The sequence below is a fragment of the Priestia endophytica genome, assembly GCF_026790145.1.
Lineage (GTDB): Bacteria > Bacillota > Bacilli > Bacillales > Bacillaceae_H > Bacillus_I > Bacillus_I endophytica_A.
Genome location: NZ_JALAMS010000001.1, coordinates 725,143 through 744,203 on the forward strand (window position 1 = coordinate 725,143; position 19,061 = coordinate 744,203).

The following is a 19,061-nucleotide window of genomic DNA, read 5'->3' on the forward strand; positions in this document are numbered from 1 at the left end:
TTTATTAAAGAATGCTTGAGAGCAATAGAAATGAAATTTTATATAAAGTACAATCCTAAAAAATACGTTTAGAGTCGTCAAAAAATGACAGAAACATTTGCATATTTCCTCTTTTTCTCTTAAAGGAAAAGAACGAATAAATAAGAAAATATAAGAAAAAGAGATGAAAGGAACGAAAGCCAGTGAAGCTTAAAAAAAGAATCGTTATACCTGCTGTTGCAGTTGTTGTTCTTGTATGTGCGGCTTTTTTTATTTTTACAAGAGCGGATTATCATGGGAAAGTAGTTGATATTAGCGGAAGCAAAGTATACCTTGGTCCATTAACTCAAGATGAAGGATATCAAATCATTGAAGTAACAGCAGATAAAGACACAGAATTTGAGGGCGGAGATCAAGGCGTGTTTGGACTGAAAAAGGGTCAAGAAGTACACGTATGGTTAAAAAATGGAGAATTAGCAAGCAAAATTTCGGTGGAGTGAGTTATTGCTCCACCTTTTTTATGAAGAAAAAAGATAAGAGGGGAGAAGTCATGAACATTGCTCATAGAGGTGCTTCAGGGTATGCCCCGGAAAATACGTTTGCCGCTTACTTTTTAGCATTGAAAATGAAGGCAGACTATCTTGAAATTGATGTTCAAATGAGCAGGGATGGAGAACTTGTTCTTATACACGATAAGACAGTAGAGCGAACAACGAATGGAAATGGTCTTGTTAGTGAAAAAACGCTTCATGAGCTAAAGGAACTTGATGCTGGAGGGTGGTTTTCCGAAGAGTTTAAAAACGAGCGTATTCCTACACTCCCAGAAATATTTGCAACATTCCGAACCAAAGTAGGTTTTCTAATCGAACTAAAACATCCTTCTTTATATCCTGGGATTGAGGAGAAGCTTGCACGAACGCTTGAAAGTTTTCGATTAGAGGAATCTGACAACATTATTGTTCAGTCTTTCGATGAGAAAGCTGTCCAACGGATTAAGAAACGTCTTCCAAAAATTTCAGTAGGGGTCCTTGTAAAGTACAGTATATGGGGGATATCTTCTGCAAAATTAAAAGAAATATCAGCATATGCTACATATGTGAATCCAAACAGAAGACTGATTACAAAGAAGCTTGTGAAACGTATTCATAAAAATGGTATGAAAGTTATTCCTTACGCTGTGCATCGTAAAAAAACAATTCAAAGCTTTTATAATCTAGGTGTTGATGGTATTATTTGTGATTATCCTGACCTTGTAGCAGAAAATCAAAAAGCGCGTTAAACCGACAAAATACGCTTATTTTCTGAAAAAGCAATAATTCTTCTTTTCCCAATTAATCTTTCTATTATATAATAATATGGGAAAGTGATGAGGGGGGAGAAAGAATGGCAAAAGTACAGCTTGTTCCGTATGATGCACAGTGGCCAGAAAAGTTTAGAGTTCTGAAAGAACAGTTGGAGGAAAAGTTAGCACCAATGAAGGTTAGCATTGAGCATATTGGTAGCACTTCTGTACCAAATATGATGGCAAAACCAATAATTGACGTAATTGTAGGAGTGGAAAAAGAAGAAGAACTACAGTATGCTATTGATCCAATTCGAGAGCTTGGTTATACATATGTGCAACAATATGAAACCATTTTGCCAAATCGACGCTATTTCGTTCGATTTAAAGAGGAAGGTCTTCCGGACATTATCAGGGATGGAGATCGTGATTTTTCACAGGATGCCGATTTTCATCATGAAGCACATCTTCATGTTGTTGTAAAGGGGAGCAACTTATGGGAAAGGCATCTACAATTTCGCGATATTTTAAGAAGTAGTGAAGACAGTTTAGAGGCATATGCTTCTGTTAAGCGAAAACTTGCACTTCGAGAATGGGAAAGTACAAATGAATACGCGAAAGCGAAAACGAGCGTCATTAAAGGAATTTTAAGTCGCTAGATTCAAGCACGCTGAAATTGTTATATTCATTTAACTTATTATAAAGCTCATGCGTCTAGACGCATGAGCTTTTTTAGCTACGTAGGAGAATGAAGAGCAAGAATATGCTTTTTTCCACTTTGATCTTTGTACTGAACATAAAGGGCATAGTCTTCTTTTTTCCACTCTTGTTTTGTAAGAGTTCTACTAACGGTTTCACTTGTTTTTCCTTCTAGAAGCATTGAGTATACTTGTGTTGAAAACGTATTAGAAGGTTGAGTTGTTCCGTTTTTATTAAGCCAGAGAAGAGTGCCATGATCAAATAAAAGTTGAATATCTTTGGTTGTTTTATTGTGTAGTGAAGCCTCTATTGTGTATTCTTCTGTTTTAGATTGATAGGAAATGTTTACCTCGGCTCTTAATATGCTATCTTCCACTTTTTGCTTCCGAGCTTGTCGATCATCCGAGCATCCAGCCAATACAATCACCACCCCAAAGATTAATAGGTATTTCATAAGAAAAAAGCCTCCTACTCTTACCCACTATCTTACTATACTTTACGTTACTCTACACAAAAAAAACGTATAAGTCTTTTTAACTTATACGTTACACAGCATATGATTTTTGAATGGCTGCCTTTCGCTCTAGTGCAAGTTGTTCAAGCTGCTTCACTTTTGGAACTGTAAAAGCAAGAACAGAAAGAAAAAGAGCCCCAAAAATAAAAACATGAAATGGTTTTGTTATCTCTGCTTCAGTAGCAAGTTTTCTTCCTTGATCAAATAAAGAAAACAGGCTCTCGTTTGGAATAGGCATTGTAATAGAAACAATCATAAAAAGAACAAAAATAGCAGCTATATACAACATTCCATGTACAAGCCTTATGAAAGCAAGTCCTTTTTGTTCAGGTGCTGTTAAAAACATAGAAAGTTCCTGACCAGAACGGATCATATCGTCACTTTTTTCTTTGTATTCATAAGGGAAAAATAGCGCAATTCCCCAATAGTAGAAAAAGGATAAAAGAAGTCTTACAGCTTCTACAATTAAATAAAAGATAAAAGTGACTGTTACAGCCATTAAAAAGTAGTTTTCTGTAAAAATAGCTCCTGCAGATAACCAGATGGCTGCTGTTGAGAAGTAGAGAAACCGAGCTTGTTTGTTATAGCGTACGCTTTTAATAACCCTTTTATCTGTAGCTAATAAAAATCCATTAATCAACAAAATAAGAAAGTTGACGAAAGCGCTTATATAATGCTCGGTAGAAAGTGGTTTAAACGTTAATATCCCGATGTGTACGATATATGTAAAACTCAAGGCATAAAACGAAAAAGCCGTTGGTGAATCAAGGTATGAAACAGATGATAGGCGATGAGCTTTTTTTAGTGAACGAATCAATGTTTTTTCTTTCCCCCCTTTCTAGGATAGTTCCTAAAGGTACTTACATACAAGATAATATACAGCATGTGAAAAAACAATCGACAAAATTTGTGAATAGACCAAGAAATCGTAAAAAATCTTCTTCTTTCTATAGTATTATAGATAAGGAGAAGAGGACAACAAAAAAGAGCAATAATTCACAAGCATTTCACGGAACTCTAATTTTTGATTGAAACATATGAAATAGGGAATAATATTTTTACTATGTCTAAAAAATAACATGAAATAATAAAAAATCTTTCAGTGAAAAGCGTTTCATACGCTATAGTAAAAACAAATACAGCAAGGGGGAACAATTGATGATTATTGCAATTGATATGGATGGAACATTATTAAATAGTGAAGGTAAGGTGCCTGCTGAGAATGTAGAAGCGATCAAGAATGCACAGCGTGCTGGGGTTAAGGTTGTCATTGCAACGGGAAGAAGCTATGAGGATGCAATGCGTCCTTTACAACCGTTCGATCTTAAACTTCCTAAGATTTGTGCAAACGGAGCAGACGTAAGAGATGAAGAAGGAAACGTTCTTCATCGCCAATCTCTAGAGGAGCAAGACATTCAAAATGCTATGAATCTTCGCTTCCATAACGATGAGGAAGTTTACTTTGAAATGTATGTGCAAGACGGTGTTTATACATATGAAAATGCAGGAGATGTAATGAAAGCAGAAGCAGACCGGGTGAGAAGCTCCAATGAAAAAATTTCTCGCTTTGAACTTGATCTTTTAGCTGCCAAACAGTCACAGCAGGCTGGCGTTACCTTTTTACCAAAAGAAGAGCTTATGAAAAAAGCGCTCCAAGAAGATACTAATATTTTTAAATTCCTCTTTTTCTCCTTCGACTTAAACAAGCTGCAAGTTGTAAAAGATGAATTAGGAAAAAGCGACAACGTAGCTATTAGCTCATCTGCTTTGCATAACGTGGAGGTCAACCACTTGAAGGCAACAAAGGGAATTGCGCTTCGTAAAATGGCAGAGCATTTAAAAGTTGATATGAAACATTCAGTCGCTATTGGAGACAATCGCAACGATATTAGTATGTTTAATGAAGCAGCTACAAGTTTTGGAATGGGAAATGGAGATCCTGAAGTGCAGTCATTATGTGACTATGTAACCGAAACAAATGATAATAATGGAGTAGCAAAAGCGATTGAGAAAGTATTAAAAAGTTCTCTAAAAGCATAAGAAACAAACATGAGCTGTTTTTCCTTATTTTACACAAAATAGGGCTTTGACAGCTCATGCTCTCTTTGGTATTATAACGTAGTAAAAATAATATAAATCCTCACTCTTTCTCGGTGAGGTAGAGGTTGCGCGTATTAGGAGTAACATATGGGAAGCAAGTGGAGCTTATGAACATATGTGAAAGGAATGAGCGCCGAAGCTTATAAAAAACCACTTTTTTTATAAGCTGGGCCTGTATTAAATAAGTACAGGACTGCCACAAGTTTTTGTGGAGGGCTATCAGAGAGATATGGCAGAGTGAATGCAAAAGTATGGGCATTTCCATACTTTTTTATTTTGTCTGCTAAAAATTACTTATTGGAGGATTTTTGCAGCATGGAACAAACGAAAAAATGGGGCTTTTGGCTCTTAACAGCTTTTGTTGTTGGAAACATGGTAGGATCAGGAATTTTCATGCTTCCAAGTACGCTTGCACAAGTGGCAAGTCCACTTGGCGTTATGACAGCATGGGCTGTTACTGGGTTTGGTGTGTTAATGCTTGCCCTAACTTTTGGAACGCTATCAATTCGAAAACCAGAGCTACAAGCGGGACCGCAGAGTTATGCGAGAGCGCTATTTGAAAATAAAAAAACAGGTGATGTAGCAAGTTTTACAACCGTTTGGGGATATTGGGTAGCAAACTGGATTAGCAACGTAGCGATTATTACAAGTTTTGCAGGTTATTTATCTACTTTTCTACCGATTATGAGAGACGGTCGAGTATTATTTCATGTTGGATCTCAACCAATTGAATTAGGGAAGCTTATTACTTTTGTAGTTTGCTCTATCTTCTTATGGGGAACTCATACCATCTTAGTTACAAGTATGAATGCAGCAGGTAAACTGAATTTTGTTACGACATTTTCAAAAGTCATGGGATTCGCTCTTTTCATTATTGCTGGGTTATTTGCTTTTCAGTTCTCCACAATGGGAAGTTTTTATTATCCTGTTGAGAGCACAGATGGAGGAAATCCGCTTGGACTTTCGAGTCAAGTATACAATGCCGCTATTTCAACACTATGGGCATTTGTTGGTATTGAGTCAGCCGTTATTTTATCAGGTCGAGCATCTTCACAGCGCGATATTAAAAAGGCCACTGTTGCAGGTGTAACAATTGCTATTATTATTTATATGACAATTACAATAATTACAATGGGGGCACTCCCACATAGTGAACTTCAAGCATCAGATAAGCCTTTCGTAGATGTTTTAAACGTTTTAATTGGTCGTGGCGGCAGTATCATTATGGCACTTCTTGCACTTGTCTCCTTGTTTGGATCAATGCTTGGGTGGATCTTATTAAGTTCAGAAGTTCCATACAGAGCAGCTCGTGAAGGAAACTTTCCAGCCTTTTTTGCAAAGACAAACAAAAAAGGAAGCCCAAGTAATGCTTTACTTGTAACGAATATTATGTCTCAAATCTTTATTTTTTCAACTGTTTCAGGAACGATTAGTCAAGCGTATTCTTTCTTAACAACATCATCAACGCTTGCTTATCTTATCCCATACTTAATTTCAACTATTTATTTCTTAAAAGTTGTCATTAAAGGTGAAACATACGCAGAACTAGGTGGAAAATCTTCACGCATAAAAGACGGAATTATTGCGGGTCTTGCATTCATTTATGCGGCATGGGTTATTATTTCCGGAACTGCAGATATGAAAACTTTTTCTTTAGGAATTGGTCTCTTTTTAATCGGAATTGTATTTTATCCGCTTGTAAAGCGTAAAGGAAAAAAACAATAAAGTATGAAAAGCTGAGGGGAACTTTCCTTCAGCTTTTTTTATGGATGAAAAGGCAGTGTTCTGAATAGTGTTTATCAAGTGATAAAAAGTGGAATACAAGGTGAAGAAGGAGGAATAACGATGAAATATCTTATTATAAGCGCTATTAATCTTTTAGCATTCTTATTTATGATCAGTACAAATTACTTTTTTCCAGAAAGCCGCAACGTGTCTAAAATCTCGGACAGCATCAATGCTTTTATAACACCAGCTGGCTACGCCTTTTCAATTTGGGGCCTCATTTTTCTTCTTTTAGCTCTTTATGCTATTCGTCAATTTTTTGCCAAAGGGATAGACAAGGAAATTTAGGAAAGAGTTGGCCTTTGGTTTGCACTTAACGTAATTTTTAATTCTCCTCCTTTTAATGTCAATTGCAAGCAGCTATCCTGAGCACATTAAAGAAGGAACAGGACATAATATTATTATGATTCATATTGTGCCGCAAATGCTTCCACTGCTTCTTTTAGTTATTGCTTATATACAAAAAAAGATAAGGAAAAACAAAGAGCATAAAAGTACGCGCCTTTCGTAATGTGTGCTATAGTGACAAAGTCAAACACTTAGAAGGAGGAATTACATTGGCTAAACATCCTTTTCAATTAGAAGCCGTTTGGAATGGAGGAAGAAACAGCGACGGGCATATTGAAGCAGGGAATTTAAAGTCTTCTATTTCGATTCCAAAAGAAATGGGCGGCCCTGGAGTTGGAACAAATCCTGATGAAATGCTGCTCGGAGCAGCTGCAACATGTTATGTGATAACACTTGCTGCTATGCTTGAGAGAGCAGACATTGGGGTAGAGAGTTTAACTCTTCATTCAGATGCTGTTGTGGATGTTACAAACAACATCTTTACATATGAAAGCATAACGCATAAGCCTGTTATTACATTAAAAGCGGAATCAACTCCTCTTCAAGTTGAGAAAGCGCGTCGTCTAGCACATAAAGCAGAAGAGTCATGTATGATTTCAAGAGCTTTAGCTGGAAATGTAAAATTAGCAACAGAAGAAACTGTTCGGGTAGTTTGAAAAAGGATGATCCCTATATGGGCTCATCCTTTTTTTATATCTGTTGAGGAACATATGTTCTTTTGGTAAGATAAAGGGAAAGCGATATTAAAGGAAGATGCTCATGAAATCGATGTATCCAAAAAAGGGACGCGTTATTTTACATATTGATGCAAATGCTTTTTTCGCCTCTGTTGAAATTGCGAACAATCCATCTTTGAGAGACAAACCAGTTGCAGTAGCAGGAACGAAGCGAAGAGGAATTATTTTAACGTGCAATTATGAAGCGAGAAAATATGGAATTTATACAACAATGCCTTTGTGGGAGGCAAGGAAGAAATGTCCAGAGCTTGCTGTTTGCACGCCTAACTTTTCTCTGTACCGAGAAGCATCCCTAAACCTTTTCACCTATTTATCAACGATAAGCTCGTTGCTTGAACCTGCTTCAATTGATGAAGGGTACTTAGACATTACGAACTGTCATGAGCTTGGTACGCCTGTTGAAATTGCTGAAAGAATTAGAAGAGACATTTTACAAAAATACGATTTGCCTGTTTCAATCGGAATTGCACCGAACAAATTTTTAGCAAAAACGGCTTCTGATTTTAAAAAACCGCTTGGCATTACTATTTTAAGAAAAAGAGATGTTCAAAAAGAGCTGTGGCCAAAGACGGTACATGAAATGCACGGCATTGGCAAAAAAACGGCTGAAAAGCTTCACAGTATTGGGATTCAAACGATAGGGGACCTTGCTCGGGAAGAAGAGAGGAAGTTATCTTCTTTACTTGGTATTCTAGGACCACAGCTAAAAAAGCGTGCAAATGGAATAGATGAACGCCCTGTTGATCCTGATGCGGCAGCAACAGTAAAAAGCATAGGAAATTCAACAACGCTTGCCTTTAATAGTGACGATGATGAACTACTATTAAACACGTTAAATAGCTTGTCTCAAACGGTTAGCAAACGAATGAAATTGAGAAATACGGTAACAGACGATATCCAAATTACGATACGGTACGCCAATTTCCAAACTGTAACAAGAAGTCAGCAATTGATGAATCCAATTGAAGAGAAAGAAGATATTTTTCAAGTTGCTTCTTCTTTGTTTGACAAACACTGGAACGGTTCTCCTGTACGCCTTCTTGGTGTAACAGCTCTTCGGGTTGAAGAAAAAGAGCAATCATTAAAACAGCTTAGCTTGTTTACATATGAAAATGAAATCCAAGATGAAGAAATTTTAGACGTTGTAGAAGATATTAATAAAGAATTTGATAGGACGCTTTTACATCGAGGAGTTCATCATATTCAAAAATCTTCTTCTTTTGAAGAAAACTTCAAGAAAAAATATGGAGCATGGAAAAAGCGCTAAACATAATTGTTTAGCGCTTTTCTTGTTGAAGAATTTTAACGTAAGTTCTTCCGTTTTCTGTTTGAGCTTCAAGAGGAACGTTGAAAAAGGTTGATAACGTTTTAGAGGTTAAAAGCTCTTCCTTATTTCCTTGAGCATAGATCTCTCCATCTTTTAACAAACAAGTTTTGTTAAAAACAGGTAAAATTTCTTCGATATGATGTGTTACATAAATTAAGGTCGGACCATCCTCAAGACATGCTAGTGTTTCAATACTTTCTAAAAATGCTTCACGTGAAAGTAAATCAAGGCCATTGCATGGTTCATCAAGAATGAGAAGCTTGGGATTTGCCATAAGAGCTCGTGCAATAAGCACCTTTTGCTTTTCACCCTGTGAGCAGATACCATACTCTCGGGCTGCTAGACCTTTGATTCCAAGCATCCTCATAAGCTCAGTCGCTTTTTCAAAATCTGCCTCTTCTGTTTGGTCATATAATCCAATAGAAGCGAATTTTCCGCTTACAATAACTTCCTCACAGAGCACTGTTGAAGAAAATCGTTCGCTAAGAGAGGAGCTAACAATTCCAATATGCTTGCGAAGCTCTTGTAAATTAACGCGACCAAACGTTTCTCCAAGAACAGAAATGCTTCCTTTTGTTGGCCAAAGATAGCCGTTAATCATATTTAAAAGTGTCGTTTTCCCAGAGCCGTTTCGACCAACAAGTGCCCAGTGTTCACCTTCCTGTATTGTCCAGCACACATTTTTAATAATTGGCTGCTTTTGTCTGATCCATGAAATATTGTCTAGCGAAATAACGGTATTCATTGCTGTTCCTCCTACCAAAAAATAAAAGTCTATTAGTATAGTTTACTTTATTTTCTGAATTCGTCCAGCTTACCGTTTCCAAAAAGGCTATGTTGAGTCAATATCTATATAGTGTGTGATTTGGATTCCTTTCCATAGTGTCATTCTTTTCATACATATCATCACCTTTCAAAATGGATTTATTAGTTGTGGTAGTAATAGTTAATAATCTTATCGTGCTGTTCTTTCATAATCTTTTCTACAAACTCGTTGTACTCGATTTCTTCGTTTGTATACTTCCGCTTTTTAAATGAAATGGTAAAAAATATTAAGTTGAGTGTCATTCTTTTCACCTCCTTTTAAAGTAAAAAGCCACGAGAATACTCATGGCTTTAAACATAATAAAGCCACAGAACATCATCCGTCCTGTGGCGTAGAATGTGAAAAGAATAAAACTTATTTCACTCCACGGAAGGTCGGATGGAATACAGAAAAACGGCAGCAATCAAGAGTATGCATAAACTTTTTCATAAATGTCGACCTCCTTGGAATTTTTTTCTTAACGATGTAATTATATAGAAAAATCAGAAAAAGGTAAAGGTATTTTTGAAAAAATAGGCAAAAAGGGTAGAAATTATAAAAGGTTTCTAAGAAAATAGCTAAAGAGAGTATAGATGGCTAATCTCTTTTAAATCATTAAGAAGCATATGTTGTTCAGTATGTGAAAGAGGAGCAGGGTCTTCAAAATTGAGGAAGCCACCTTTTTTTATTTGTTCATAAAAAAAGTTCAGTTCATCCTTTGTATAGGATGAAGAATGAAAAATATCGTTAATTGCTCGAATATAAAACATATTTTCTTCTCTAACATAGTGTCCTGAAACAATTAAACCAGAGTATTGACTCATCTAATCTCTCCTTTCATACATATAGCATTAGTATGTCCATAAAAACATAAGTTAAAAAACCAAACTTTTAGAGAGGGGAGTTCGTCAAATGAAAAGAGAAGAAGGGGGTGTCAGAATGAGTGAGGTTGCACTCGAAAAGCTAATCCAAGAGGATCAGTGTGATGAAGTACTTCAAGAACTCATGATTGATTATGGCCAAGATGTGCTGCAGCTTGTGTATTCATATGTGAAAAGTCGCGAAATTGCGGAAGACTTGACGCAAGAAATTTTCGTAAAGTGCTACAAAGCACTTCCTACATATAAAGGGCAAGCTAAAATGAAAACATGGCTATGGAGGATTGCGATTAATCACTGTAAAGATTATTTTAAAAGCTGGCACTACCGAAAAGTTATGGTATCTGAAAAACTCTCGCTTTTTTCTTCTCCTAAGCAAAAAAGTGTTGAAGAAGAAGTAATCCAAAAAAGTGAAGATGAAAGTTTAGTAAGTGTTGTCATGAATCTACCTATAAAATATAGGGAAGTTATTTACCTTTTCTATTTTGAAGAAATGTCGCTAAAACAAATTGAAGAGCTTATTGGTATTAAACAAAATACGGTGAAAACACGCCTTAGAAGAGCAAAAGAGCTTTTAAAAGATGAATTAAAGGAGGCATAACAATGGACGAGAAATTAGCATCCTTAAAAAAAGCGATGAAGAATACGGTTTTTAAAGATTTACAGTTTACAGATCGGCACCGTCGTGCTATTTCTTCTTCCATAAATGGAGGGGATAGTGAAAAAAATAAGATACTTTTTGCTGTGTTGCAACTTGTGAGAACAGAAAAAACCGGAATGGAAATTTTAACTGCCTTAAAGTCGCAAGCTCTTTTTGCGTTCGAAGGGAAGGAAGGGATGATGTATACATTTCTTCACGAACTTGAGAACAAACGTTGGATTGTAGGCGAATGGAAAGCTGAGCGAAAATACTACAAGTTAACAGAAACAGGAGCGAAAGTCTTAGGGAAAGCAAGTGATATGAGAAAAGAAGTGAAGACTTTTGCCCAAAGTTGGAGTTTGGGAGAGTAATCAATGGATATGAAAGAAGCTTTTTTAAATCGGGTTACAGCTCATATTCGTTCTAAGGAAGCGAAAAAAGTCGTTCGACTAGAGCTCTATCAACATATGAGAGAGCTTTCTTCCTTATGGGAAGAAGAAGGAATGACGAAGGAAGAAGCAGAAAAGAAAACAATTGAACAAATGGGGAGTCCAGCTCAAATTGGGAAAAAGATGAATAAACTGCATCGACCTATTGTAGATTGGTTTGCTCTTTTAACGATGATTTCCTTAATAGCATTAAGTTTCCTAACTCCAATTCTTTTTACGAAAGTCTCCTCATCAGATATGCTTAAAATGCACAGTATAGGTGTTTCGATTAGCGTATGTATTGTTGGGTTGCTTATGTTTTTTAACTATGAAAAATTAAAAAATAAAGGATTGTTCTTTTATATAGTAGGGTGTTTATTTCTTCTTTATATGTATTTCTTTGGGACTGTAAAGGGGAGTCGAACTTTTGTTAGCATTGGCCCTGTTTTTTCAAGTGCTTATATCACATTTCCTCTTTTTCTTCTTTCATGGGCTTCATTTACGGTACGGAACAGGATGTCTTTTCTAGCATCAAGTTTTTTACTTGTGTTTCCATTTTTTATGTTTATTAGGATGGGGTACTATGGGCCTTCTCTTCTTTACATCCTTCTTGCCTTATGTTTAACAGGAACAGGGAAGTGGAAAAGAAAGGGAAGCCACCTTTATATATGGTTTGTTGTGTTGATTTTGTCAGCTTATGCTGCATCCTTGTTAAGAGGTACAACGTTACCAAAGATTATAGACTTATGGAGAGAAAAACCATACCAGCTTTTTTCAGAATCCTTTTATTTATTAAGCAGGGCAGGCTGGTTTGGAAATGGAGTTTTACCTTCAACAGTAGAACTCAATACAAAATATTATGTTGATTTAATCTTTGTACCTCTTACGTACATGTATGGGTGGCTTTTCAGTCTATTTTTATTATTTCTTATGAGCTTTCTGCTTTTTCGAATGTACCGAACATTCATTGGAACAAGGGAACCGTTTGGACGAGCTTTAACACTCGGCGTTATTATCCTTTATGGGGTGACATGTGTATGGGGCCTGCTTATGGGAATGGGAAAAGTACCGTTTCTAAACGTCTCTGTGCCATTTGTTAGCTATGGTGTTATCTCATTTATGATTAATGCGTCCTTCATTGGTTTTGTTCTTAGTGTTTATCGGTGGAAGAATATAAACAGTTTGAAAGAGTAGTTTCCTAGGGATTCAAATTGAGTCATGCTAAGATAGAGGGAAATATTGGGATGGAAAGGGATGAGATGTATGTACGATATGATTATTGTCGGTGGCAATTTAACGGGACTTTCAGCAGCGAAAGCGTTTCATGAAAGAGAAGAAGGAGCGCGTGTCTTGATTCTTGCTCAAAGTGCTGAGGAAGCTTATTCGGAAAATAACATGATTGATACAGAAATCTATGCTGGCAAAAATACGGTAGAACAAAATCTTGTGAAACAAGGGCATGAAGAGCTATACCGGTTTTGTGATGAGCACAGCATTCCTTATAAAAAATGTGGCAAGCTGATTGTGGCAAAAGACGAAAAAGAAGTTGAACTTCATCATTTTTTACAAAAAAATGATGAAGATAGTACAGTTCTTTCACAAGAGGAACTTTTTGAACGAGAGCCTTTTGCGCTTGGGATAGGTGCCCTTTATGTTCCATCCGCAGGCATTGTTGATTATAAAAAAGTTGCCTCAGCACTTTTACAAGATGTAAAAGAAAGTGAAGTGGAAATACGATATGATGAGAAAGTAAAAAGCATTGTGGAAGGGAAGAAATCGGTTGTAGTAGAAACGAACAATGGAGCGTACTATGCCAAAAAATATATCAATTGTGAAGAATTTCAAAGTAACAAAGTCGCAAAATTAAGCGACTACTATACGGATATAGAAAAGTTCCCGATACAAAGACAGTACTATTCTGTTGAAGAAGCAAAACTCCAGCACATTGTGTCACCTGTACCATCTGCCCTTGCCCCTTTTTTAAATATTTATGTAGCTCCGACGTTTAACGGTGGGATGGAAGTCGGTTCTTCCATAAATGAGGGTCACATTAAAGGAAATATAAAAGAGTTTATTTCGAATATATCAAGTATCAGAAAAGCTTCTTCTTACAGGGGCATGATTGGAACATATAAAAAAACGATGAAGGATGTAGGCTCCGAAGAGTATTTCTTAGAACAGGTGCAAACCGTTATTCCTTCCATTGCTAGAGAAGATCTTATACCACATTTTACAGAGCAGGATCAAGCTGTTGTTACAACAGATGGCCAGTTCCGAGAAGGCTTCTTCTTCATTAATGGGGAGTGTTCTGCTCATGTTGTGCAAATACCATACTATGGAAGAAAAGCCTCTTTCGCTGTTGGTCAGTATTTAGTGAACCAAGTGTATGAGCCTACGCTTCTTTCTTAAAGAAAAAGCCCGTGACATGACACGGGCTTATTTTAACAAAGTTCGAATTTCTTTAGGATTATAGTTGAATTCAAAGAAAAGGGTCCGATTTTCATCAGTAAATACCATAAGGAGCGGTTTTTCACGCTCGCCAAAAATAATAATAACTTCGTCAACAAGGTCGTCCATCCATTCATTTTTAATGGAAACAGCAGGGTCAAGGGGAATCCGCACTAATGCTCCTTTTCGAGGAAGAGGGCTTACTTTTTTGCTTAATAAAGTTATGGAACGGATGCTTTTTTCTGCTTCTTTTTGCAATACCTTATTTGTTGGTGTAATCTTAACAACTTTACTTTGAGTAAGATCGAAAACTTCCACATTCTTATTTGAGGATGTGAAAGAATCTGAAAATCCAGTTAGAAATATAGAGAAAATAACAAGATAAACAGCAATTTTCTTGCTCATTTATTTTTTCGCTCCTTTCTTTCTTGAAAGAGCAGTTTTATATAAATTTTTCTTCTTTTTTATACTTCCCACTACATAAAGTTTTACGAAAGGTAATAAAGGGTTATAGAGTAAAAAAGAGAAGGTTTGTTTTAATTAAAGTAACTTTAGCAATATTTATATAGGATTTTTATATTAACTTGTTGAATAATATAAGAATATAACCTGTTAAGCATGCACGATAAAAATGTAAAGGAGAGAAAAAAATTGATACGCTTACTGCAGATTGCTTATGATATGCCGTGGTTAGTGGAGTGCAGCGAACAGCTTGCCCGGGCGCATGAAGAAGTTTTTCATTCGCTTGCTACAATAGGACAAGAATCAGTTCCTTCTTTTAATCAGGAACAGTTTTTAGATCACATAAAGAAATGGGTTTTAGAAACTTTTTCATACATAGAAAATGTTAAGAAATACGAGGAAAACCAAAACTTGGAGAGAGAACAAGAAGTTTTAAATTACTTTAAATATTTGGAAGACAATCATCTTCCACATTTTTATGTCATGGTTGAATGTCTTGTTCGTGAAATAGGAAAGGATCTTTATTTTCTTCATTCAGCTGGATTTTCTGAAGAAGAAAGAAACGTTATCTTTTACACATACAAAGAAGAACAAGAGATCATTCAAAATGAAGCAGAAGTAGCAAATTGGCAAGGATAGGATGGTTCACCACCTTTTTTGTATAAAGGACAATGCCTCTTTATGATAGACTTTACTCAATGGTAAAGTTAAGGAGGCGTTAGATTGACTAACTTTGCAGCAAACGTCTTTTTTTATGAAAAGCGTAAAGATCATCTTGCCAAACTTACGGCAATTTGCGATAGTATTGAAGGTTTTCCTCTAGATTATACGGCAGAAAGTTTGCTTGATATCGAACTTTTATATAGAGAGATAGAGAAAAAAGAAAAATGGTCCATCTTTCAAACGTCAAAAGAAGAGTTTGAGGAAATGATGTTTGTGTACTTTGGTGAAGTTGTGATCGAATCTCTGACTGGTGCTGAATGGGTGATAGCAGAGCATCCTCTTTTACAAGGGGAACAGGTGATGGGGATTGAGTATAATGCATATGCAATCTATGCTACGGCTGGTTTTGAAAACTTAAACGACAAGCCTCTTCATCACTTGTTTTATGAGTATGAACGGTTTACAAGAAGAAAAGCTATATAAACGATAAAAAAGGGTAGTCATGAAAAAATGACTACCCTTTTTTTATTGTTACTTTGTATAAAAAGAGTGAAAGGAGGGATAAAGATGGCAAATACAATCTTACAAACACGCAAGCTTCGACTCGTATTTTTGGAAGGGACAAATGAGAAAGGAAATCCGGTTTATGCTTTTAAAACGTACAACACAAAAGCTAGCAGCACCGAAGATCAATTGTACAAAGCAGCGAATGCTCTTGCTTCTTTACAATCACTTCCACTTGAAAGAGTAGAACAAAATGACGTTCATTTTATTGTTGAATAATAAGGGGGAATAATAATGGAGAAAACGCTAAGTATGCAGTTTTTAGATGAAAGTGGAAAATCAGTAAGTATCTCTTTGCAGCATCCTAGAGAAAATGTGACAGAAGCCGAGATTAAAGCAGTGATGGAGGAACTTATTTTACAGAACATATTTAGTTCACAAGGTGGAGGTTTTAAAGAGGTAAAAGGAGCTCAAATTGTGAGTCGAGAAGTAACAGAGCTTATCGTTTAAAGAAAACGCCAAGCGCTGCTAAAAACATATTAGCACGCTTGGTCTTTTTTTATAAAAGAGGTGAAATTCTAGTACATTTACGTTAGAATAGGGGGATATAAAATGGACCAATTTATTTCAATTGCCTCAGAAGTTGGCTTTCCAATTGCTGTGAGCATCTATTTGCTTCATAGAATTGAAGGAAGACTTAATGCGCTAATTGAATCTGTTGACAAGCTACCAGAGCGCCTTTTTTAAAGTTTAAAATGAAAAGGTAAAGCCCCTCCAAAAGACGCATCAAAGGGGGAGTTTTACCTATTTTTTGACGTTCTTGAAACCTTTACATCCATTAAACGTATGAAAAGAGAATTTGACTTTTTTAATAAAACAATGTAAAACCAGAAATTAAGGTGCAACTTTTTGCTGCCTCGATTCGTTTTGTAAACGGAATAAACGGGTGGAGGTTATAGAAAGGGAAAATACAATGGATGAACAAACGTTAGAAGACTTATATAGGCAATATGTAACAGATGTGTATCGATACCTCCTTTCGTTAAGTAAAGACCATTATATAAGTGAGGATTTAGTGCAGGAAGTATTTTATCGTGCTTACTTACATGTTGATAAAGATGAGACAACCAATATAAAAGCCTGGCTATTTAGAGTTGCGCATAACGTGTGGATTGATTTCTTAAGGAAACATAAACGTGTATCTGTTGTTGATGATGAATTTTTTCGGACTGTTCAATCGAACGATCAAGTGGAAAAACAGGTACTTACAAAAGATTCGGTTCAAAATGTTTTTAACGCTATGGACGAACTATCTCCTAAATATAGACAAGCTGTCTTGCTATCGGATGTAAGAGAACTTACATATCAGGAAGCAGCAGATGAGATGGGTGTATCGCTTGCGAACTACAAAAGTATTTTGTTTCGAGCACGACGGAAACTGCGCAAGTTAAAGGAAAAGGATGATGACATTGGATAATGAATTTCGCAAGAAGCTAGAGCTCTATAAAGAAGGAAAACTTTCTCACGCTGAGGAAGAGGAGCTAGAGCAAGACTTAGAAAAGTTTGAGGTTTATCAAGATTTTCTTGATGAAGAATTTGAACCGAATATGGAAGAGCAAGGATTATCGGAAGAGAAAAAGTTGAAATTAATCAACTTAGGAAGAAGAAAAGCTGTAATTAAAGCCGCTTTGCTTGGAAGCGTATTGCTTCTTTCTATCTTACCTGCTGGGACGCTTTTAACGTATATCTTTTACGGATACGGAGAAGAACAAAATATGGCAAATCGCTTTTTGGACGTTGCCTCAGATACGGTAATGGTCACAGAGCCCAACGTACAAATTGATCGCAATAAGTTTCATGAGCAAGTTGGTCTTTTTACGTTAAGTGCCAATCTTGATATGTGGAAACAAGTTGGAACAGAACAGACACGGATTGGGGACAAAGGACTTAATTTATGGTTTAGCAACCTTGAAAACGTGGATCATAATTATTTAAGCGATTCTTTTTCTTCTTCTCAGAAAGTGAAAGACTTAAAAATCCATCATCCGAGCGTGAGCCCGTTTCCTTCATCTGAAAAAGAGTGGCAGCGTTTAAGTCAGCTACCAGAAGGAACGGTTGCAGAGGCCTACGTGTCGTTCGACAAATTATATGATCCAAGTGATGTGGAAAATCTTCTAGGGAATATGGATCATAAAACATTATGGTATGCTATTGATACAGGATATGAAAAAGAACAAAAAGATAAAAATGGCGTTGTTGTAACACCAATCGGTTATCCTGTAGAAAATGGAATTGAAAATCCGAAGAAAATGACAACAGAGGAATTTCATCAAATCTTAAAAGAGCTTACTGAGAATGAAGAGTGGTCTGAAAAAATAGCAAAATCGCGGGACTTGCATTTAAAAGAACGCTTAGCTTATGTCAATAAAAACGGCATCAAAACATATGGTATTGTTATGACAGGCCCAACAAAAGAAATTTTGAAGCTAAAGGATAATAAGCATGTAAAAGGATTAGAACTAGGTGAGGTGGAACTTTGGCAATGGGAATAAGAACAAAGCGAAATCATGAAGAACCCCTTATTGGGTTAATATCGTTTGGAATCGGTTTTTTAGGATTGATTTTAGCTAATGTGACCATTTTAACGCAAAAGATGTATTTAGAGATTCTCCTTCCATTTTTATTTATTGGAGGAGGGCTTGGTTTCATTAGTTTATTTTTAAAGCGCCGAAAAAGCACGCTGTCACTTTTAGGTTTTTTACTGAACGTGGTTATTTTAATTTCATCTGCGCTTGTTGTACATTATATAGGAGTAATTCACAATCTACCTTAAAAGGCTCGGGAACTTCATCCCCAGCCTTTTTTTGGGTTTGCGTAGTTTATAACGTTGTTAATAAAAGAAAGCTTTTGACTAATATATTCTTGAAGATCGTGAACCCCGTTTCTTACAAGGCCGTGTTTAAAGCTGCCGAAGTTTTGGGCAATCTTAGGTGTGCTGCGTAAGTAGTCGCGCCAAAGTAGTCCGTTTCTCCACCGCTCTCCATCATAAAGAACAATATGTAAGTTAATCGAAAGGTTTGTTCGTTTTGTAAAAAGCAATCTTTCATTTTCTATTTCTTCAGCTAATGTGTAATCAAGACTTTCTAATTTATGATAGAGTGGCTCTGTTAGTCGTAAAGAATACATGCCTGCTTGAATATCGATAACAGGTCTTGCAATCATCCCTTCTACAGCAGTACTTCCTACATGTTCTATATCACATAAGTCCATACCTAACGCTTTTTTGATTCGATGTTTTTCATAATGGAAGAGCTTCGGCCACGCTGGGTCATAAGTGGAAAGTGAAATGGTTTCTTCTTTTTTCAATCTTTATCCCTCCCAAATCACCATTCATTAAAAGTATACAAAAAAAATACTCGTTTGTTATCAAATTTGATGATTATAAGCAAACGGTAATGAAAA

The 19,061-nt window shown here is 36.2% G+C and carries 27 protein-coding genes and 1 riboswitch; of the genes, 20 read left to right on the top strand and 7 right to left on the bottom strand.

The annotated features are described in order from the left end of the window. Positions 1–182: 182 nt before the first annotated feature. The 3 genes from MOC86_RS03765 (at position 183) to MOC86_RS03775 (ending at position 1,920) form a co-directional block, all read left to right on the top strand. Entirely contained in the window at positions 183–479 is a 297-nt protein-coding gene (locus tag MOC86_RS03765) for a hypothetical protein (protein WP_019393275.1), read from the top strand. A 50-nt stretch (positions 480–529) separates the two neighbouring features. Beyond that, positions 530–1,258, top strand: a complete 729-nt coding sequence (locus tag MOC86_RS03770; RefSeq protein WP_268582786.1) for a glycerophosphodiester phosphodiesterase — start codon at positions 530–532, stop codon at positions 1,256–1,258. A 104-nt stretch (positions 1,259–1,362) separates the two neighbouring features. Next, on the top strand, positions 1,363–1,920 hold the full coding sequence (locus MOC86_RS03775) for a GrpB family protein (protein ID WP_268582788.1): 558 nt from the start codon (positions 1,363–1,365) through the stop codon (positions 1,918–1,920). A gap of 77 nt (positions 1,921–1,997) precedes the next feature. On the opposite strand, the gene MOC86_RS03780 is transcribed toward MOC86_RS03775, so the two are convergent. Continuing rightward, complete coding sequence (locus MOC86_RS03780) at positions 1,998–2,414, bottom strand: hypothetical protein (protein ID WP_268582790.1); 417 nt, start codon at positions 2,412–2,414, stop codon at positions 1,998–2,000. A gap of 91 nt (positions 2,415–2,505) precedes the next feature. Next, positions 2,506–3,291, bottom strand: a complete 786-nt coding sequence (locus MOC86_RS03785) for a hypothetical protein (protein ID WP_268582791.1) — start codon at positions 3,289–3,291, stop codon at positions 2,506–2,508. A 341-nt stretch (positions 3,292–3,632) separates the two neighbouring features. On the opposite strand from MOC86_RS03785, the gene MOC86_RS03790 reads away from it, so the two are divergent. The 5 genes from MOC86_RS03790 to MOC86_RS03810 all read left to right on the top strand — a co-directional run bounded on the left by MOC86_RS03790 (position 3,633) and on the right by MOC86_RS03810 (position 8,711). Further along, entirely contained in the window at positions 3,633–4,514 is an 882-nt protein-coding gene (locus MOC86_RS03790) for a Cof-type HAD-IIB family hydrolase (protein ID WP_268582792.1), read from the top strand. Positions 4,515–4,625: 111 nt separating this feature from the next. Continuing rightward, a riboswitch (Lysine riboswitch) is annotated at positions 4,626–4,801 on the top strand. 88 nt (positions 4,802–4,889) lie between these two features. Continuing rightward, positions 4,890–6,299: an amino acid permease gene (locus tag MOC86_RS03795; protein WP_268582793.1), complete on the top strand. Its 1,410-nt coding sequence runs from the start codon at positions 4,890–4,892 to the stop codon at positions 6,297–6,299. Between the two features lie 120 nt (positions 6,300–6,419). Continuing rightward, positions 6,420–6,647 carry a hypothetical protein gene (locus MOC86_RS03800; RefSeq protein WP_268582794.1) on the top strand — a complete coding sequence of 76 codons (228 nt, stop codon included), beginning with the start codon at positions 6,420–6,422 and terminating at the stop codon, positions 6,645–6,647. A 269-nt stretch (positions 6,648–6,916) separates the two neighbouring features. Continuing rightward, positions 6,917–7,363 carry an OsmC family protein gene (locus MOC86_RS03805; protein WP_268582795.1) on the top strand — a complete coding sequence of 149 codons (447 nt, stop codon included), beginning with the start codon at positions 6,917–6,919 and terminating at the stop codon, positions 7,361–7,363. 103 nt (positions 7,364–7,466) lie between these two features. Next, positions 7,467–8,711 carry a DNA polymerase IV gene (locus tag MOC86_RS03810; RefSeq protein WP_268582796.1) on the top strand — a complete coding sequence of 415 codons (1,245 nt, stop codon included), beginning with the start codon at positions 7,467–7,469 and terminating at the stop codon, positions 8,709–8,711. 10 nt (positions 8,712–8,721) lie between these two features. Here MOC86_RS03810 and MOC86_RS03815 read toward each other — a convergent pair whose 3' ends face one another. The 3 genes from MOC86_RS03815 to MOC86_RS03825 all read right to left on the bottom strand — a co-directional run bounded on the left by MOC86_RS03815 (position 8,722) and on the right by MOC86_RS03825 (position 10,400). After that, entirely contained in the window at positions 8,722–9,516 is a 795-nt protein-coding gene (locus tag MOC86_RS03815; protein WP_268582798.1) for an ABC transporter ATP-binding protein, read from the bottom strand. Between the two features lie 182 nt (positions 9,517–9,698). Beyond that, the gene (locus MOC86_RS03820) at positions 9,699–9,839 is read right to left on the bottom strand and encodes a YrzI family small protein (protein ID WP_019393291.1); all 141 of its coding nucleotides are present in this window, start codon (positions 9,837–9,839) and stop codon (positions 9,699–9,701) included. A gap of 315 nt (positions 9,840–10,154) precedes the next feature. Next, entirely contained in the window at positions 10,155–10,400 is a 246-nt protein-coding gene (locus MOC86_RS03825) for a hypothetical protein (RefSeq protein WP_124050512.1), read from the bottom strand. Between the two features lie 115 nt (positions 10,401–10,515). Between MOC86_RS03825 and MOC86_RS03830 the strand changes: the two genes are divergently transcribed. Genes MOC86_RS03830 through MOC86_RS03845 form a run of 4 tightly spaced genes read left to right on the top strand, consistent with a single transcriptional unit; the run spans position 10,516 to position 13,931 of the window. After that, positions 10,516–11,055, top strand: a complete 540-nt coding sequence (locus MOC86_RS03830) for a sigma-70 family RNA polymerase sigma factor (RefSeq protein ID WP_268582800.1) — start codon at positions 10,516–10,518, stop codon at positions 11,053–11,055. 2 nt (positions 11,056–11,057) lie between these two features. Then, entirely contained in the window at positions 11,058–11,465 is a 408-nt protein-coding gene (locus tag MOC86_RS03835) for a PadR family transcriptional regulator (RefSeq protein ID WP_061803795.1), read from the top strand. A 3-nt stretch (positions 11,466–11,468) separates the two neighbouring features. Then, entirely contained in the window at positions 11,469–12,716 is a 1,248-nt protein-coding gene (locus MOC86_RS03840; RefSeq protein WP_268582802.1) for an FtsW/RodA/SpoVE family cell cycle protein, read from the top strand. Positions 12,717–12,776: 60 nt separating this feature from the next. Next, the gene (locus tag MOC86_RS03845) at positions 12,777–13,931 is read left to right on the top strand and encodes an FAD-dependent oxidoreductase (protein ID WP_268582803.1); all 1,155 of its coding nucleotides are present in this window, start codon (positions 12,777–12,779) and stop codon (positions 13,929–13,931) included. 27 nt (positions 13,932–13,958) lie between these two features. Here MOC86_RS03845 and MOC86_RS03850 read toward each other — a convergent pair whose 3' ends face one another. Next, complete coding sequence (locus tag MOC86_RS03850) at positions 13,959–14,375, bottom strand: hypothetical protein (RefSeq protein WP_019393297.1); 417 nt, start codon at positions 14,373–14,375, stop codon at positions 13,959–13,961. Positions 14,376–14,621: 246 nt separating this feature from the next. Here MOC86_RS03850 and MOC86_RS03855 point away from each other — a divergent pair, with 246 nt between their 5' ends. The 8 genes from MOC86_RS03855 to MOC86_RS03890 all read left to right on the top strand — a co-directional run bounded on the left by MOC86_RS03855 (position 14,622) and on the right by MOC86_RS03890 (position 18,432). Continuing rightward, positions 14,622–15,071 (top strand): hypothetical protein, encoded by a 450-nt coding sequence (locus tag MOC86_RS03855; protein WP_268582804.1) that lies wholly within the window; start codon positions 14,622–14,624, stop codon positions 15,069–15,071. Between the two features lie 84 nt (positions 15,072–15,155). Beyond that, positions 15,156–15,578, top strand: a complete 423-nt coding sequence (locus MOC86_RS03860; protein ID WP_268582805.1) for a hypothetical protein — start codon at positions 15,156–15,158, stop codon at positions 15,576–15,578. 84 nt (positions 15,579–15,662) lie between these two features. Continuing rightward, positions 15,663–15,878 (top strand): DUF1659 domain-containing protein, encoded by a 216-nt coding sequence (locus tag MOC86_RS03865; protein WP_019393300.1) that lies wholly within the window; start codon positions 15,663–15,665, stop codon positions 15,876–15,878. Positions 15,879–15,893: 15 nt separating this feature from the next. Next, the gene (locus MOC86_RS03870) at positions 15,894–16,109 is read left to right on the top strand and encodes a DUF2922 domain-containing protein (RefSeq protein ID WP_268582806.1); all 216 of its coding nucleotides are present in this window, start codon (positions 15,894–15,896) and stop codon (positions 16,107–16,109) included. A gap of 102 nt (positions 16,110–16,211) precedes the next feature. Further along, entirely contained in the window at positions 16,212–16,346 is a 135-nt protein-coding gene (locus tag MOC86_RS03875) for a YvrJ family protein (protein ID WP_019393302.1), read from the top strand. A 226-nt stretch (positions 16,347–16,572) separates the two neighbouring features. Beyond that, positions 16,573–17,076, top strand: a complete 504-nt coding sequence (locus tag MOC86_RS03880) for a sigma-70 family RNA polymerase sigma factor (RefSeq protein ID WP_019393303.1) — start codon at positions 16,573–16,575, stop codon at positions 17,074–17,076. Beyond that, positions 17,069–18,151, top strand: coding sequence for an anti-sigma factor (locus MOC86_RS03885; protein WP_268582808.1), 1,083 nt, complete (start codon positions 17,069–17,071; stop codon positions 18,149–18,151). The genes MOC86_RS03880 and MOC86_RS03885 overlap by 8 nt, the downstream gene beginning before the upstream one ends. Further along, positions 18,142–18,432, top strand: coding sequence for a hypothetical protein (locus MOC86_RS03890; RefSeq protein ID WP_268582809.1), 291 nt, complete (start codon positions 18,142–18,144; stop codon positions 18,430–18,432). The genes MOC86_RS03885 and MOC86_RS03890 overlap by 10 nt, the downstream gene beginning before the upstream one ends. 14 nt (positions 18,433–18,446) lie before the next feature. Here MOC86_RS03890 and MOC86_RS03895 read toward each other — a convergent pair whose 3' ends face one another. Then, entirely contained in the window at positions 18,447–18,965 is a 519-nt protein-coding gene (locus MOC86_RS03895; RefSeq protein ID WP_268582810.1) for a GrpB family protein, read from the bottom strand. Positions 18,966–19,061: the final 96 nt, after the last annotated feature.